Source organism: Polynucleobacter sp. MWH-UH2A (assembly GCF_018687195.1).
In the GTDB taxonomy this organism is placed as follows: Bacteria; Pseudomonadota; Gammaproteobacteria; order Burkholderiales; family Burkholderiaceae; genus Polynucleobacter.
This window is the reverse complement of the sequence record NZ_CP061321.1, coordinates 1,650,463-1,664,782: the sequence shown is the minus strand read 5'-3', so window position 1 is coordinate 1,664,782 and position 14,320 is coordinate 1,650,463. Positions and strand designations below refer to the sequence as shown.

The 14,320-nt window shown below is 47.5% G+C and carries 9 protein-coding genes; 4 read left to right on the top strand and 5 right to left on the bottom strand.

What is annotated here, in order from left to right:
• Positions 1-68 precede the first annotated feature (68 nt).
• Both alaS and IC571_RS08640 read left to right on the top strand, forming a co-directional pair.
• A complete protein-coding gene (alaS, locus tag IC571_RS08645) occupies positions 69-2,693 on the top strand; it encodes an alanine--tRNA ligase (RefSeq protein ID WP_215316028.1) in 2,625 nt (874 codons plus the stop codon).
• A gap of 14 nt (positions 2,694-2,707) precedes the next feature.
• Complete coding sequence (locus IC571_RS08640) at positions 2,708-2,935, top strand: sulfurtransferase TusA family protein (protein ID WP_068949805.1); 228 nt, start codon at positions 2,708-2,710, stop codon at positions 2,933-2,935.
• Positions 2,936-3,040: 105 nt separating this feature from the next.
• Here the strand turns inward: IC571_RS08640 and galU are convergent, their stop codons facing one another.
• Positions 3,041-3,925 carry a UTP--glucose-1-phosphate uridylyltransferase GalU gene (galU, locus tag IC571_RS08635; RefSeq protein ID WP_215316026.1) on the bottom strand — a complete coding sequence of 295 codons (885 nt, stop codon included), beginning with the start codon at positions 3,923-3,925 and terminating at the stop codon, positions 3,041-3,043.
• Positions 3,926-3,939: 14 nt separating this feature from the next.
• The gene (locus IC571_RS08630; RefSeq protein WP_215316024.1) at positions 3,940-6,831 is read right to left on the bottom strand and encodes a valine--tRNA ligase; all 2,892 of its coding nucleotides are present in this window, start codon (positions 6,829-6,831) and stop codon (positions 3,940-3,942) included.
• 24 nt (positions 6,832-6,855) lie between these two features.
• On the opposite strand from IC571_RS08630, the gene IC571_RS08625 reads away from it, so the two are divergent.
• On the top strand, positions 6,856-9,219 hold the full coding sequence (locus tag IC571_RS08625) for a UvrD-helicase domain-containing protein (protein WP_215316022.1): 2,364 nt from the start codon (positions 6,856-6,858) through the stop codon (positions 9,217-9,219).
• A gap of 28 nt (positions 9,220-9,247) precedes the next feature.
• Here IC571_RS08625 and IC571_RS08620 read toward each other — a convergent pair whose 3' ends face one another.
• The 3 genes from IC571_RS08620 to IC571_RS08610 are packed head-to-tail and all read right to left on the bottom strand — an operon-like array spanning position 9,248 to position 11,412.
• Entirely contained in the window at positions 9,248-10,009 is a 762-nt protein-coding gene (locus IC571_RS08620) for a BPSS1780 family membrane protein (protein ID WP_215316020.1), read from the bottom strand.
• Complete coding sequence (locus IC571_RS08615; RefSeq protein ID WP_215316018.1) at positions 10,006-10,983, bottom strand: homoserine kinase; 978 nt, start codon at positions 10,981-10,983, stop codon at positions 10,006-10,008. Before IC571_RS08615 ends, IC571_RS08620 begins: the two co-directional genes overlap by 4 nt.
• 15 nt (positions 10,984-10,998) lie before the next feature.
• Positions 10,999-11,412: a hypothetical protein gene (locus IC571_RS08610; protein ID WP_215316016.1), complete on the bottom strand. Its 414-nt coding sequence runs from the start codon at positions 11,410-11,412 to the stop codon at positions 10,999-11,001.
• Between the two features lie 81 nt (positions 11,413-11,493).
• Between IC571_RS08610 and polA the strand changes: the two genes are divergently transcribed.
• A complete protein-coding gene (gene polA / locus IC571_RS08605) occupies positions 11,494-14,310 on the top strand; it encodes a DNA polymerase I (protein WP_215316014.1) in 2,817 nt (938 codons plus the stop codon).
• Positions 14,311-14,320: the final 10 nt, after the last annotated feature.

Sequence of the window (14,320 nt, the reverse complement as noted above, 5' to 3'; positions counted from 1 at the left end):
GTAAGCCACGAGGGGGGTACCTTGTCTAGGGTTTGCCCTAGACGGGTGCGAATGCCATAATTACGGCTATGAAAGTCTCCCAAATTCGCCAGGCTTACCTGGATTTCTTTGCTCAAAAAGGCCACCAAATTGTCCCGTCTAGCCCAGTAGTTCCTGGCGACGACCCAACCTTGCTCTTTACTAATGCGGGGATGAACCAATTTAAGGACGTATTTTTAGGCTTTGATAAGCGCCCTTATACCCGCGCTACAACCGCCCAAAAATGCATCCGGGCAGGCGGTAAACACAACGACTTAGATAACGTGGGGTATACCGCGCGTCACCACACCTTTTTTGAGATGCTGGGCAATTTTTCTTTCGGGGACTATTTCAAGAAAGATGCGATTCAATTTGCTTGGGATTTATTAACCCAAGTATTTAATTTGCCAAAAGATAAGTTATTAGTCACGGTATATGCCGAGGATGATGAGGCGTATGCCATTTGGGAGGATCAAATTGGCGTGCCTGCAGATCGCATTATTCGCATTGGCGACAATAAAGGCGCGCGTTACGCTTCAGATAATTTCTGGATGATGGGCGATACCGGTCCATGCGGACCTTGTACTGAAATTTTCTATGATCACGGTGAACATATTCCGGGTGGCCCCCCTGGCAGCCCTGAGGAAGATGGCGATCGTTTCATCGAAATTTGGAATAACGTCTTCATGCAGTTCAATCGTGATGAAGCGGGCGTGATGCATCCACTACCCAAGCCTAGCGTTGACACGGGCATGGGTTTAGAGCGCATTGCAGCGGTATTACAGCATGTCCATTCCAATTATGAAATCGACCTCTTCGTCAATCTGCTCAAGGCTTCCAAGGATGCAGTCGATGCAGCTGGCGGTGGTAATTGTGATGCTGCCTCTCCTTCATTAAAGGTGATTGCAGACCATATTCGTGCATGTAGTTTCATCGTAGTAGATGGCGTTATTCCAGGTAATGCAGGGCGTGGTTATGTATTGCGTCGTATTGCGCGCCGCGCGATTCGTCATGGTTATAAGTTAGGTGCACGCAAACCATTCTTCTATCAGCTCGTACCTGCACTCGTTCAAGAAATGGGTGATGCCTATCCAGAGTTGCGCGCAGCACAAGATAAAGTCAGTGAAGTTCTAAAGCAAGAGGAAGAGCGTTTCTTCCAAACTATCGCCAACGGTATGGAAATTTTGGATGGCGCATTAGCTGGTGGCGCCAAAGTGGTTGATGGTGAAACTGCATTTCGCTTGCATGACACTTTTGGTTTCCCATTGGATTTAACAGCAGACGTTTGTCGTGAGCGCGGTGTTACGGTTGATGCTGAAGGTTTTGAAGTGGCGATGCAAAAGCAGCGCGATCAGGCTAGGGCAGCAGGCAAGTTCAAAGTTGCTCAGGGCCTGGAGTACAAAGGCCAGCCAACCCAGTTCCATGGCTACGATACTCTCAAGCATGAAGGCGCCAAGGTCACTGCCTTATACGTAGATGGCTCTGAGGTGACTTCAGTTAAGGCTGGCGATGCTGCGGTAGTCGTTTTAGACCACACCCCGTTTTATGCAGAATCTGGCGGTCAAGTTGGTGATCGTGGTGAGTTGCGTAATGAGTCTCTTCGTTTTACTGTTGAGGATACTTTCAAGATTCAGGCGGATGTGTTTGGTCATCAAGGCGAATTACTAGAAGGTGAGATCAAAGTAGGCGATACTTTAAATGCCTTGGTGGATGTTCAGCAAAGAACGGACACCATGCGCAACCATAGCGCTACGCATATCTTGCATAAAGCTTTGCGAGAAGTGCTGGGTGATCATGTGCAGCAAAAAGGTTCTTTAGTTGATGCGACTAAAACGCGTTTTGACTTTACCCACAATGCCCCCATTACGGCAGAACAAATTCGTCGCATTGAAGATATTGTGAATGCCGAGATATTGGCCAATAGCGCTACCTCTGGAAAGGTGATGTCTTTAGAAGATGCCCAGAAGACTGGTGCCATGATGCTCTTTGGCGAGAAGTATGGCGATGAAGTGCGCGTGCTAGAAATCGGTAGCTCAAAAGAATTGTGTGGAGGTACTCACGTATCTCGTACTGGTGACATTGGTAGCCTAAAGATTGTTTCTGAAGGCGGTGTTGCTGCTGGTATACGTCGTGTTGAAGCAGTGACCGGTAATCAAGCTCTCCATTTCTTACAAGGCCTTGAGGATAAGGTCAATGAAGTCGCAGCTATCTTGAAGACGCATCCTGGCGATTTAGTAAATCGTGTGGCACAGCTTCAAGAGAGTTTGCGACAAGCTGAGCGCGAGTTAGAGAAAGTCAATTCCAAATTAGCAGCCAGCCAAGGCGATGAACTAGCTGGTCAAGCGATTGATGTCAATGGCATCAAAGTGCTCGCAGCGCGTTTGGACGGTGCAGATGCTGGAGTGTTGCGCGAGACTATGGATGCACTTAAGGCAAAACTCAAATCAGCAGCCATTGTTTTGGCATCGGTTCAGGGTGGTAAGGTCAGCTTGGTTGCGGGCGTTACTGCGGATTCAATATCTAAAGTGAAGGCCGGTGATCTCGTGAACTTTGTCGCTCAGCAGGTAGGCGGTAAAGGTGGCGGCAAACCAGAAATGGCGATGGCAGGTGGCAATGACCCTAGTAAGCTCAATGCGGCCCTTGCTGGCGTGAAGGATTGGGTGGCAAGCAAATGAGTGAAGTCAGCAATATCGCATTCAATGCTGAAGTAGATGCGATTGGCATGAATTGCCCATTACCCATTTTGCGTACCAAAAAAGCTTTGGCCACCATGCAATCTGGTGAAGTTCTTAAAATTAAAGCCACCGATTCTGGTGCAGCTAGAGATTTTCCCGCTTTTGCTAAGCAAACCGGTAATGAGTTAATTGCCAGCACTACCGAGGGAGATGTATTGGTTTTCTTTCTGAAAAGAAGATAGCAAACAGTCTGAATCAAACAGGGTGCAAAGAAAAAGGCAGGTAATTCCTGCCTTTTTTGTTTTATGTCGCTAGCAACTTAGGCGAACTAAATTCAGCGAAGAAAGTTACGTTAGCGAGCGACTCTTTAGGTAGGCTGCAAAATCTTTTGATACTTCGGGGTGTCGCAATGCAAATTCCACCGATGCTTTGAGATAACCCAGTTTGCTGCCGCAGTCATAGCGAACACCATCGTATTCATAGGCAAATACGGGATCTTCTTTTAGAAGTGAGGCAATCGCATCGGTTAGCTGAATTTCGCCACCCGCCCCCGGCTTGAGGTTGCGAATATGTTTAAAGATGTCGGATGACAAAACATAGCGACCCACAACGGCCAGGTTTGATGGCGCGTCCTTGGGTTGCGGCTTTTCCACAATGCCACTTAAACGATGGATTCCTTTAGCTACTTCGGAGCCTGCAACAATGCCATAAGAGCTGCTTTGAGCGGGATCAATTTTTTCAACTGCCAGTACTGAGCCATTTTGCTCTTCATACACTTTCAGCATTTGCTTGAGAGCGGGCGGATTACCATCCAATAAGTCATCAGCCAAAATGACTGCAAAGGGTTCGTCACGCACCAACTTTTCTGCACACAGCACTGCATGACCAAGACCCAGCGCTTCTGGTTGACGTACGTAGACGCAGTCAACGTGACTGGGTTTAACGCTTCGTACAATCTCTAGCAGGGCTTGCTTATTTTTTGCTTCAAGCTCAGCTTCAAGTTCATAGGCTTTATCAAAGTGATCTTCAATCGCGCGTTTGCTACGACCAGTCACAAAGATCATCTCAGTGATGCCCGCAGCAATCGCTTCTTCAACCGCATACTGAATGAGTGGCTTATCAACCACATTGAGCATTTCTTTTGGGCTGGCTTTGGTCGCCGGCAAAAAGCGCGTGCCTAAACCTGCAACTGGGAAAACCGCTTTAGTGACCGCTTTGGTAGTTAAGGGCATTGCTCATCCAATCTTTATTGAAGACGCTCTAATTGTGCAACAAGCTTCTCGTGATTTTGCTCAAAGCCTGCAAGGCGTTGTTTTTCTTGGGCAACTACATCAGCTGGCGCGCGAGCTACAAAGCTCTCATTGCTTAACTTGCTGCGGGCTTTGGTGATTTCGTTAGCAAGGCGCTCAATCTCTTTACCAAGGCGGGCGCGCTCAGCGGCCACATCGACCTCAATCTTGAGCAAGAGCTTTATATCGCCTACAAGAGCAATTGGGGCGCCAGGCGCATCTTTTTCTAAAGCAGATTCATCGCTGTAGATTTTGACTTCTGTTAGCTTGGCTAAAGCGAGCAAATAAGGAGTCGCTTTTTGCAAAAACGCTTCTGGACCATAAATCCATAAAGGTACTTTTTGGCCTGGAGGCACTTGCATTTCACCACGAAGGTTTCTGCAGGCATCCACAATCGATTTCACTTGGGCTACCCAGGCTTCACTTTGCTCATCAATTTTTTCTGGTTGAGAAACAGGGTACGATTGTAATGCAATGGTTTGCTTAGACTGCTTAGCTAACTCTTTTCCAGACTTAGGCCCAACGGTTTGCCAAAGTGTTTCGGTAATAAATGGAATGAGTGGGTGCGCCATACGCAAAATGGTTTCCAGTACGCGCAATAAAGTACGACGGGTTGCGCGTTGTTGTGCTGGCGTGCCAGTTTGTAGCTGCACTTTGGCAAGTTCTAAATACCAATCGCAGTATTCATCCCAAACGAATTGATAGATGCTGCTAGCGATATTGTCAAAGCGATAGTTTTGGAATCCTTTGGCTACTTCGGCCTCGGTTCTTTGCAACTGCGACACAATCCAGCGGTCTGCAGGCGAGAAGTCTAAATAGCCATCTGGACCACACTGGTTATCGCATGGAGCAAGACCATTGTCCTCATCGCCACCTGGACAATTCATGAGCACAAAGCGGGTTGCATTCCATAATTTGTTGCAGAAATTGCGATAGCCTTCGCAACGCTTCTGATCAAAATTAATGTTGCGGCCAAGCGATGCTAAAGAGGCGAAAGTAAAACGCAGCGCATCTGTACCAAATGCAGGAATACCATCCGGAAATTCTTTTTTTGTTTTCTTGCTAATGCTCTCGGCTTGCTTTGGATTCATGAGGCCGGTAGTACGTTTGCCTACCAGCTCATCCAGTTTGATGCCGTCGATTAAGTCAATCGGATCCAAAGTATTACCTTTGGATTTGCTCATCTTTTGACCTTCAGCATCCCGCACGAGACCATGAACATAAACAGTATGGAATGGCACTTTTCCTGTGAAGTGGCAGGTCATCATGACCATGCGCGCCACCCAGAAGAAAATGATGTCAAAGCCGGTTACCAATACTGAAGATGGTAAGAAGTGATGTAGCGCTGGGGTTTCTTCAGGCCAGCCTAGTGAGCTAAATGGAACTAGAGCAGAACTAAACCAGGTGTCGAGTACGTCAGGATCGCGATGAAGTTTGCCGGTGTAGCCAGCAGTTGCAGCTTTGGACTTAGCTTCTTCTTCAGAGCGTGCCACGAAAATTTGACCATCATCGCCATACCAAGCTGGAATCTGATGACCCCACCAGAGTTGTCTGGAGATGCACCAGTCCTGAATATTCTCGAGCCATTGCGTGTAGGTATTAATCCAATTCTCGGGAACTAACTTAATATCGCCTTTAGTAACAGCATCTAAGGCCGCGCCTGCAATAGAAGAGCCGGGTTGATATTGATTATCAGGACTTGGTTTAGACATAGCCACAAACCATTGGTCTGTGAGCATCGGTTCGATGATGGTTTGCGTGCGATCACCGCGGGGTACCATTAATTTATGAGGCTGAACTTTTTCAAGTAAGCCTGCTGCATCTAAATCAGCAACCACTTGCTTGCGTGCTGCAAAACGCTCCATGCCTTGATAAGCGGCTGGAGCATTTTCATTAATCTTGGCGTCAAGGGTAAGGATGTTAATGAGTGGTAGCTGATGACGCTGTCCAACTGCATAGTCATTGAAGTCATGCGCTGGAGTCACTTTCACAACACCTGTACCAAAATTCAGATCAACATACTCATCGGCAATGATGGAGATCTGGCGATCACATAAAGGTAGGTTGACTGACTTGCCAATGAGATGTTTGTAGCGTTCATCAGTTGGGTTAACCATGACGGCAACGTCACCCAGTAAGGTTTCTGGGCGGGTAGTGGCAACGGTTAAGTGGCCTGAGCCATCAGCCAGCGGATAGCGGATGTGCCACATTGAGCCATCTTCTTCTTCGCTCACTACTTCCAGATCAGAAACCGCAGTTCCTAAAACGGGATCCCAGTTCACTAAGCGCTTGCCGCGATAAATTAAACCTTGTTCATGCAATCGAACGAAAACCTCAACCACGGCCTTGGACATTTTGCTGTCCATCGTGAAGTATTCTTTGCCCCAATCAATTGAAGCGCCGAGTCGACGAATTTGGCGCGTGATGGTATTGCCGGAGGTTTCTTTCCACTCCCAAACTTTTTCGAGAAACTTTTCACGACCGAGATCGTGACGAGAAATCTTTTGCGCATCGAGTTGGCGTTCAACTACGATTTGAGTGGCAATACCTGCGTGGTCTGTGCCTGGTACCCATAAAGTATTTTTGCCGGACATACGAGCATGACGTACCAGGCCATCCATGATGGTTTGATTAAAAGCATGCCCCATGTGCAGGGTGCCGGTCACATTGGGTGGCGGTAATTGAATCGAAAAGTCGTCTTTACCTTCGTCCATGCTGGCATCAGCAATACCTCTGCGCTCCCATTCTGGGCCCCAATAGGCTTCAATCGGTGCAGGCTCGTAGGATTTAGCTAACTCTTCCGCGGAGTTGGCCACTGATGAATTGGGGGTATTTGAGGCATTTGGCATAAGAGGCAAATTATAATTGGGCTGATGTATTCAGATATGCTCGCGAACCTTAATCCAGAACAACGCGAGGCCGTAACCCTCCCGCCCGTAAACCCAGATGGCCAAGCCCAATCTGCCTTGATATTGGCAGGTGCTGGCAGTGGTAAGACGCGTGTATTGACTACCAGGATTGCTTGGTTGATCCAAACGGGTCAGGTTTCACCGATTGGAGTCTTGGCGGTGACATTTACCAATAAGGCGGCAAAAGAGATGATGGTGCGCCTGAGTGCCATGCTGCCAATTAATACCAGGGGTATGTGGATTGGAACTTTCCATGGCCTATGCAATCGTTTATTGCGAGCTCACCATAAAGAGGCGGGCTTGCCATCCACGTTTCAGATTTTGGATACCCAAGACCAGCTATCGGCAATTAAGCGACTCTTAAAAGGCCTGAAGGTGGATGATGAAAAGTATCCACCCAAACAATTGCAGTATTTCATTGCGCATGCCAAAGAGCGCGGACAGCGTGCTAAAGATTTATCAGTCGGCGATGATTTTCAGGCAAAGATGGCGCAGCTATATGCCGCCTATGATGAGCAGTGCCAGCGCGAGGGTGTTGTGGATTTCGCTGAATTATTGCTGCGTAGCTATGAGTTGCTAAAACATAGCGAGCCTATTCGCACGCATTATCAAGAGCGTTTCCGTCACATTTTGATTGACGAGTTTCAGGATACCAATGCCTTGCAATATGCCTGGCTTAAATTACTTTCAGGACATGATGCTAATCGCGTCAATGTCAGTGGCATGGGAAGTAGTTCGGTATTCGCAGTGGGCGACGATGACCAAAGTATTTATGCCTTCCGTGGCGCCGATGTAGAAAACATGCGCCTGTATGAAAAGCAGTTTCATCCATTGCTGGTCAAGCTAGAGCAGAACTATCGCTCGCATGGCCATATTCTGGATACTGCCAACCATTTAATCGCGAATAACTCTGAGCGTCTTGGTAAGAATTTGAGAACTGATGCTGGCCATGGCGAGCCAGTTCGGATTTATGAGGCGCCAAGCGATCATGCTGAAGCAGCTTGGTTAGTCGATGAAATTAAGGCTTTAGTAAATAGTGGTATTAAGCGCACCGAGATTGCTTTGCTCTATAGAAGTAATGCCCAATCACGAATTATTGAGCACGCACTTTTCTCGGCAGGCATCCCATATCGTGTGTATGGTGGCTTACGATTCTTCGAGCGCGCTGAAATTAAGCATGCGCTCGCTTACTTACGTTTGCTTGAAAATCCAAATGACGACACGTCTTTCTCGCGAGTGGTTAATTTCCCTACGCGCGGAATTGGTGCTAGATCGATTGAAGCTTTGCAAGATGCTGCTAGAGCGCAGCAATGTTCTTTGTATGCAGCAGCATCTTCTCTTGAGGGTAAGGCGGGCGCGGCTTTGGGTGGCTTTATCCGACTAGTGGATCATATGCGTGAAGCAACGCGTCACAACACCTTGCCTGAAACCGTTGAGTTTGTGATTCAGCACAGCGGCTTGATTCAGCATTATTTGTCTGAGCGTGAAGGTCAGGATCGAGTTGAAAACTTACAAGAATTGATAAATGCCGCCACGGCATTTATTGCAGAAGAAGGCTATGGCCAAGATGCTGTTGCTGCGCTACTACCGGGTGAGAACGATCCAGGCGCAGTAGAAATATCACCACTCGCCGCTTTCTTGGCGCATGCTTCGCTAGAGGCTGGCGATAACCAAGCGCAAGCTGGACAGGATGCTGTTCAGTTGATGACAGTGCACTCTGCAAAAGGTTTGGAATTTACTTCGGTATTCATTACTGGTCTTGAAGAGGGCTTATTCCCTCACGAGAACAGTGTGAATGAGCAAAACGGACTGGAAGAAGAGCGGCGTTTAATGTACGTCGCAATTACCCGCGCTAAAGAACGCTTGTATTTATCTCATACTCAGTCGCGTATGTTGCATGGTCAAGTGCGCTACAACATGCCTTCTCGTTTCTTGGAAGAGTTGCCATCTGAATCACTGAAGTGGCTAACGCCCAAGGCTAAAGATGCACGCTGGGGCGGAAGCTCAAGATCAGGTTCTACATGGCAAGATGGCTACACCCGCCAGCGTGAATACGAATCCAACGACTTTTTTGATTCAGGTAGCGAACGCCCAAGACCAACTAAGCGAGTGGGCTCAGCCTCTATGGAGGTAAAGCGCTTAGCTTCGCCGCCCCGCGGAAATTATCCATTCACCATTGGTCAGAATGTTTTTCACACTAAGTTTGGTGAAGGGCGCGTTACTGGGTTAGAGGGGGTTGATGCCGATGCTCGAGCACAAGTGAACTTTAAGCGCCACGGTGTCAAATGGTTGCAACTCAGTATTGCAAAACTCGCTGCGATTGATTGAGCTTTGTTAAGCCAAACTGATCGTTTGTTTAGTCTTCAGTAAAGCAGGCTTTCCAAGTGGCGTAGAAAGAGCAATGCATGATGGTTAGGCCTGCCATCGAGATTGGAGCCACGATAAACGAAGCAGCTTGACCAAAATTGAGAGCATCAAAGATCATGCCAATCGTTAAAGGAATAGCAATCAAGATTGCACTCCAGATTGCTAGATAAAAGAAGAATGCAGCCTTATTTGTCCAGCATGCCAGCCAACTAGAAAACAAGGCTTGCGGAACGGACATGTCAGCCCACGCAATCAAGATGGGCGAGAACCACATCAGCATTGCAATCGGAATGTATAAAACGGCACCAAAGACCAGTACGAGATACACCTGTCTGAGTGCTTCAGGGGTGATAGGTTTGTCCGTCGTCATGAGGGGCAATAGCGTCTCGAAGTCGACTAAGAGGCTCAATGCAAAACTCATCAATAGGATGAGGGCCGCGTACACCAAACCTAATTGCAAAATTCGATTACGTACAAACTGCCCAGATTGCAGTGCAATTAAATAGACGCTTGGTCGAATGCGCTCTTTCTGAATTGCTTGTCGACATGCGGTCATAAATCCAACGGAAAGAGTTGGTGTTAATAGTAGAACTGCAAATACGCCAATCACTGGAACGATGACAGCAAGCTGTGCCACAAAAACATACATGAAGACCAACATTAAAAATCCCAAAGGATTTTGCTTGAATAACCAAATGCCCTGCCTGATCCAGGTATAGCCTTCTTTGGGGTCGACAGCATTGAGTCTCATAGGGTTCGACGGCTTAAAAGAATACGTTCGAAGTGTGTTGGGTCATGAGGAGTCAGCATTTGAGCGTCACGAGGCAAGTAAAAGTCCCATAAACGGGATACCCAGAAACGTAAGGCCGCAGCCCTCACCATTAGGGGCCAGCTTGCTTGCTCTTCTTTGGTGAGCGGGCGCACAGATTGATAGGCTTGCATCAAAGCATCAAAGCGCGCCGGATCTAAATCCTGCTTGTTCTCAGCTAAACACCAATCATTTACGGTGACCGCAAGATCAAACAACCATTTGTCGGTACCTGCAAAATAGAAATCAAAAAAACCACCCAATTGATCATTGCTAGCATCAGGGGATCCCTTGGGATCAAACAAGACGTTGTCTCTAAAGAGATCGCAATGACTTGCACCTTGCGGAAGTATGTCGTAATTGCTGGATGAGAAGAAGTCTTCTTGGGTACTAAGCTCGTGAGTGAGTAATTCTTTTTGTGCGGTATTTAAGTGCGGCAACACTAGCGGAATAGTTTGCTGCCACCAGCCAAGGCTGCGAAGGTTCTCTTGCGATTTTGGAAAATCTTTTCCAGCGAGATGCATTTTGGCAAGCATCTCACCCACCAAGGCGCAATGCTTTACTTCGGGCTGCATGCGGGACAGGCCCGGTAGCTTGCTGACGATCGCTGCGGGCTTACCTTTGAGAGAGAAGAGAATTTCTCCTTGCTTGTTCTCAATTGGCTTAGGGACTGGTATGCCCTTGTTTGCCAAGTGGCGCATCAACTCTAAGTAATAGGGCAACTGCTCTGCAGATAAGCGTTCAAAGATGGTCAGAACATATTCTTGCTTCTTACCATCTTTAACGGTGTCTAAGAAAAAGTTGGAGTTTTCAATACCACCATGAATGCCGCGGATGTCTGCAGCTTCGCCGATAGTAAATTCTTGGGAGATCCATGGGGCGATCTCACCAAGTTCAATCGGAGTAAATACAGCCATTGATAAATCTGTTTTTTATTGAATTGGGATGCTAATACTAGGTACGCTAAGAAGCGCGCCTTCACCTGATGGTGGCCCAGGCATTACTGAGTCTGGTGGCGACATCTCGTAAGTTGTGTACTTTGTTTTAACTTGTACCTGGGTTGGGCTATTGGCATCCTTGTATTCAGTAATTTCGGTGCCAGTCGCTTCTTTATGTTGGAAGCTTGGTTTACGAGTTTCTGGATTGCTCACAACACCAGCGGGGCTCATCATTGGAGACAGCGGTTGATTGTTAATTCGGTTGAGCTCGGATTGACTGAGGGCTTGGCTGTTATTCTGAGCCTGTGCGGATCCTGCTCCAAAGACAGCAAAAATCACCAAAAAGCTCGCTAGAACGAGATTTTGACTAAAAATATGACTGATTACGTTTGTTAGGGCATGCATCATTTTCACCTTTTTTGGCCTACTTTTGGGCGGTACATTAATCCACCCTGTAGGTAATTGTTAACTAGATTGTACGATTGCGGTATGACGAAACATAGACTCTTGTTGGTAGACGGCTCTAGCTACCTCTATCGCGCCTTCCACGCCATGCCCGACCTGAGAAATGGGGTCGGGGAACCCACGGGGGCTATCTATGGCATGGTAAATATGATGCGCCGTGCCCGGTCTGAGCTAAAGGCTGACCATATTGCTTGCGTATTTGACGCCAAGGGAAAAACCTTCCGGGACGAGATGTATTCCGAGTACAAAGCGCACCGCTCACCCATGCCCGAGGATTTGGTGAAGCAAATTGAGCCCATTCACTTAATGGTTAAGGCTTTAGGTTGGCCAGTTTTGATGGTGTCGGGAGTCGAGGCCGATGACGTGATTGGTACTTTGGCTTGTCAGGCTACTCAAGCGGGCTGGGAAACCATCATCTCCACAGGTGATAAAGATTTAGCGCAATTAGTCAATTCCTCAGTCACGCTGATTAATACGATGACGAATGAAAAGTTGGATATTGATGGCGTCATTGAAAAGTTTGGTGTTCCACCAGAATTGATTGTGGATTACTTATCCATCATCGGCGACGCTGTAGACAATGTTCCTGGTGTTCCTAAGGCGGGGCCTAAAACAGCAAACAAATGGTTAGCCGAGTTTGGTAATTTAGATAAATTAATGGCGAATGCAGATCAGGTGAAAGGCGTCGTTGGGGAAAACTTACGCGCAACTCTTGACTGGTTACCACAAGCGCGACAACTCATTACCGTCAAAACCGATTGCGATTTATCGCCACACTTACCAGGTTTAGATGATTTGCATGCCAAGCCTGAAAACGCTGCGTTATTGCGTGAGCTATTCGAGCGCTATGCCTTTAAAACCTGGTTACGCGATGTTGAAAAACAGTTGGAAAGCCCATCCAGTAATGCTTCAGAGGGAGGCGCCTTCGATCTAGCTGGCACGCCTATCGCATCCGTAGCCAGCAAGAATGAAGAGGTTGAATCTAAGAAGTCTGTAGCAGCTAATAGTGCACCAGCAAAAACAGCGACGCCAGATTTACTTGAGCGTCATTATGAGTGTGTTACAGATGAAGCTGCTTTAGAGAAGTGGTTGAAAAAAATTGAAGCAGCTGAGTTAACGGCTGTCGATACAGAAACAACTAGTCTAGACGCATTAGCTGCAGAGTTGGTTGGTATCTCACTTTCAGTGAAGGCGGGGGAAGCTTGCTACATTCCGGTGGCGCATCGTAATGGCGAGACGCAGCTTAATCGTGAGCATGTATTGTCACGTATGAAGCCTTGGCTAGAAAGTAAAACGCATTTAAAGGTCGGACAAAACTTAAAGTACGACATCCATGTCTTTGCAAACTATGGCATTACTTTGGGTGGTGTTGCATTTGATACCTTGCTAGAGTCTTATGTGTTGGAGTCGCATCTTCCGCACAATATGGACAGCATGGCCGAGCGCCATCTTGGCGTGAAAACGATTCGCTATGAAGAGGTGTGTGGCAAGGGTGCGCATCAGATTGGTTTTGATCAAGTAGATCTTCAGGTTGCTACTGACTATGCGGCTGAAGATGCCGATATCACCTTGCGCTTACACCAAGAGCTTTGGCCCCAAATTCAGGGAAATCCGGGTCTCTTGTATGTCTATCAACAGATTGAAATGCCCGCGATGCATGTGCTTGGAGTGATGGAGCGCAATGGTATCCGCATTGACTCAGCGCTGCTGGGGAAGCAAGGACAACAAGTTGGCAAGCGCCTCTTGGAGCTAGAGGGCGAGATTCATCAATTGGCAGGTCAGCCCTTCAATATTCAGTCTCCCAAGCAAATTGCAGAAGTCCTGTTTGGCCAATTAGAACTACCGGTAATTAAAAAGACACCGTCGGGCGCGCCATCTACGGATGAAGAAGTGCTGCAAAAGTTGGCAGAAGACTATCCATTGCCAGCACGTATTCTGGACTATCGTAGCTTGGCGAAGTTGATGTCAACCTATATTGAGAAATTGCCACGCATGGCTGATCCTAAGACGGGTCGCGTGCATACCAATTTTTCTCAGGCAACTGCGGTGACAGGTCGTCTTGCATCAAGTGATCCTAACCTACAAAACATCCCTGTTCGCACCGAGGAGGGTCGTCGTATTCGTGAGGCCTTCGTGCCTGCGGATGGTTGCAAACTATTGTCAGCAGACTATTCACAAATTGAGCTGCGCATCATGGGACACATTGCTGAAGATGAGAATCTATTGGCTGCCTTTAGGGAAGGTAAAGATGTACACCAAGCTACAGCGGCAGAGATTTTTGGCGTTCCACTAGATGAAGTAAGTTCTGAGCAACGCCGTTATGCCAAGGTCATTAACTTTGGTTTGATCTATGGCATGAGTGCATTTGGATTGGCAGGTAATTTAGGGATTGAGCGCGCAGCTGCACAAAACTACATTGCTAAATATTTTGATCGCTATCCTGGCGTTGCGCAGTATATGGAGCGCACTCGTTTGGAGGCCAGAGAAAATGGCTATGTGGAAACTGTCTTTGGTAGACGCTTATGGCTTCCAGAAATCAAAGGTTCAAATGGTCCTCGTCGCCAAGGCGCGGAGCGCGCTGCGATTAATGCGCCAATGCAAGGTACTGCCGCTGACCTGATTAAGCTGGCTATGGTTGCGGTTGAGGATTGGCTCGAAAAAGAGCAACTTAAAACCAAGCTCTTACTGCAAGTGCACGATGAATTGGTTTTTGACGTGCCTTTTGATGAAATCGATCGCTTGCAAGCAAACTTACCTGATTTGATGTGCAATGTAGCTAAATTGAAGGTGCCTTTGGTAGTGAGTATTGGTATTGGCGATAATTGGGAAGAAGCGCATTAAATAATGACTC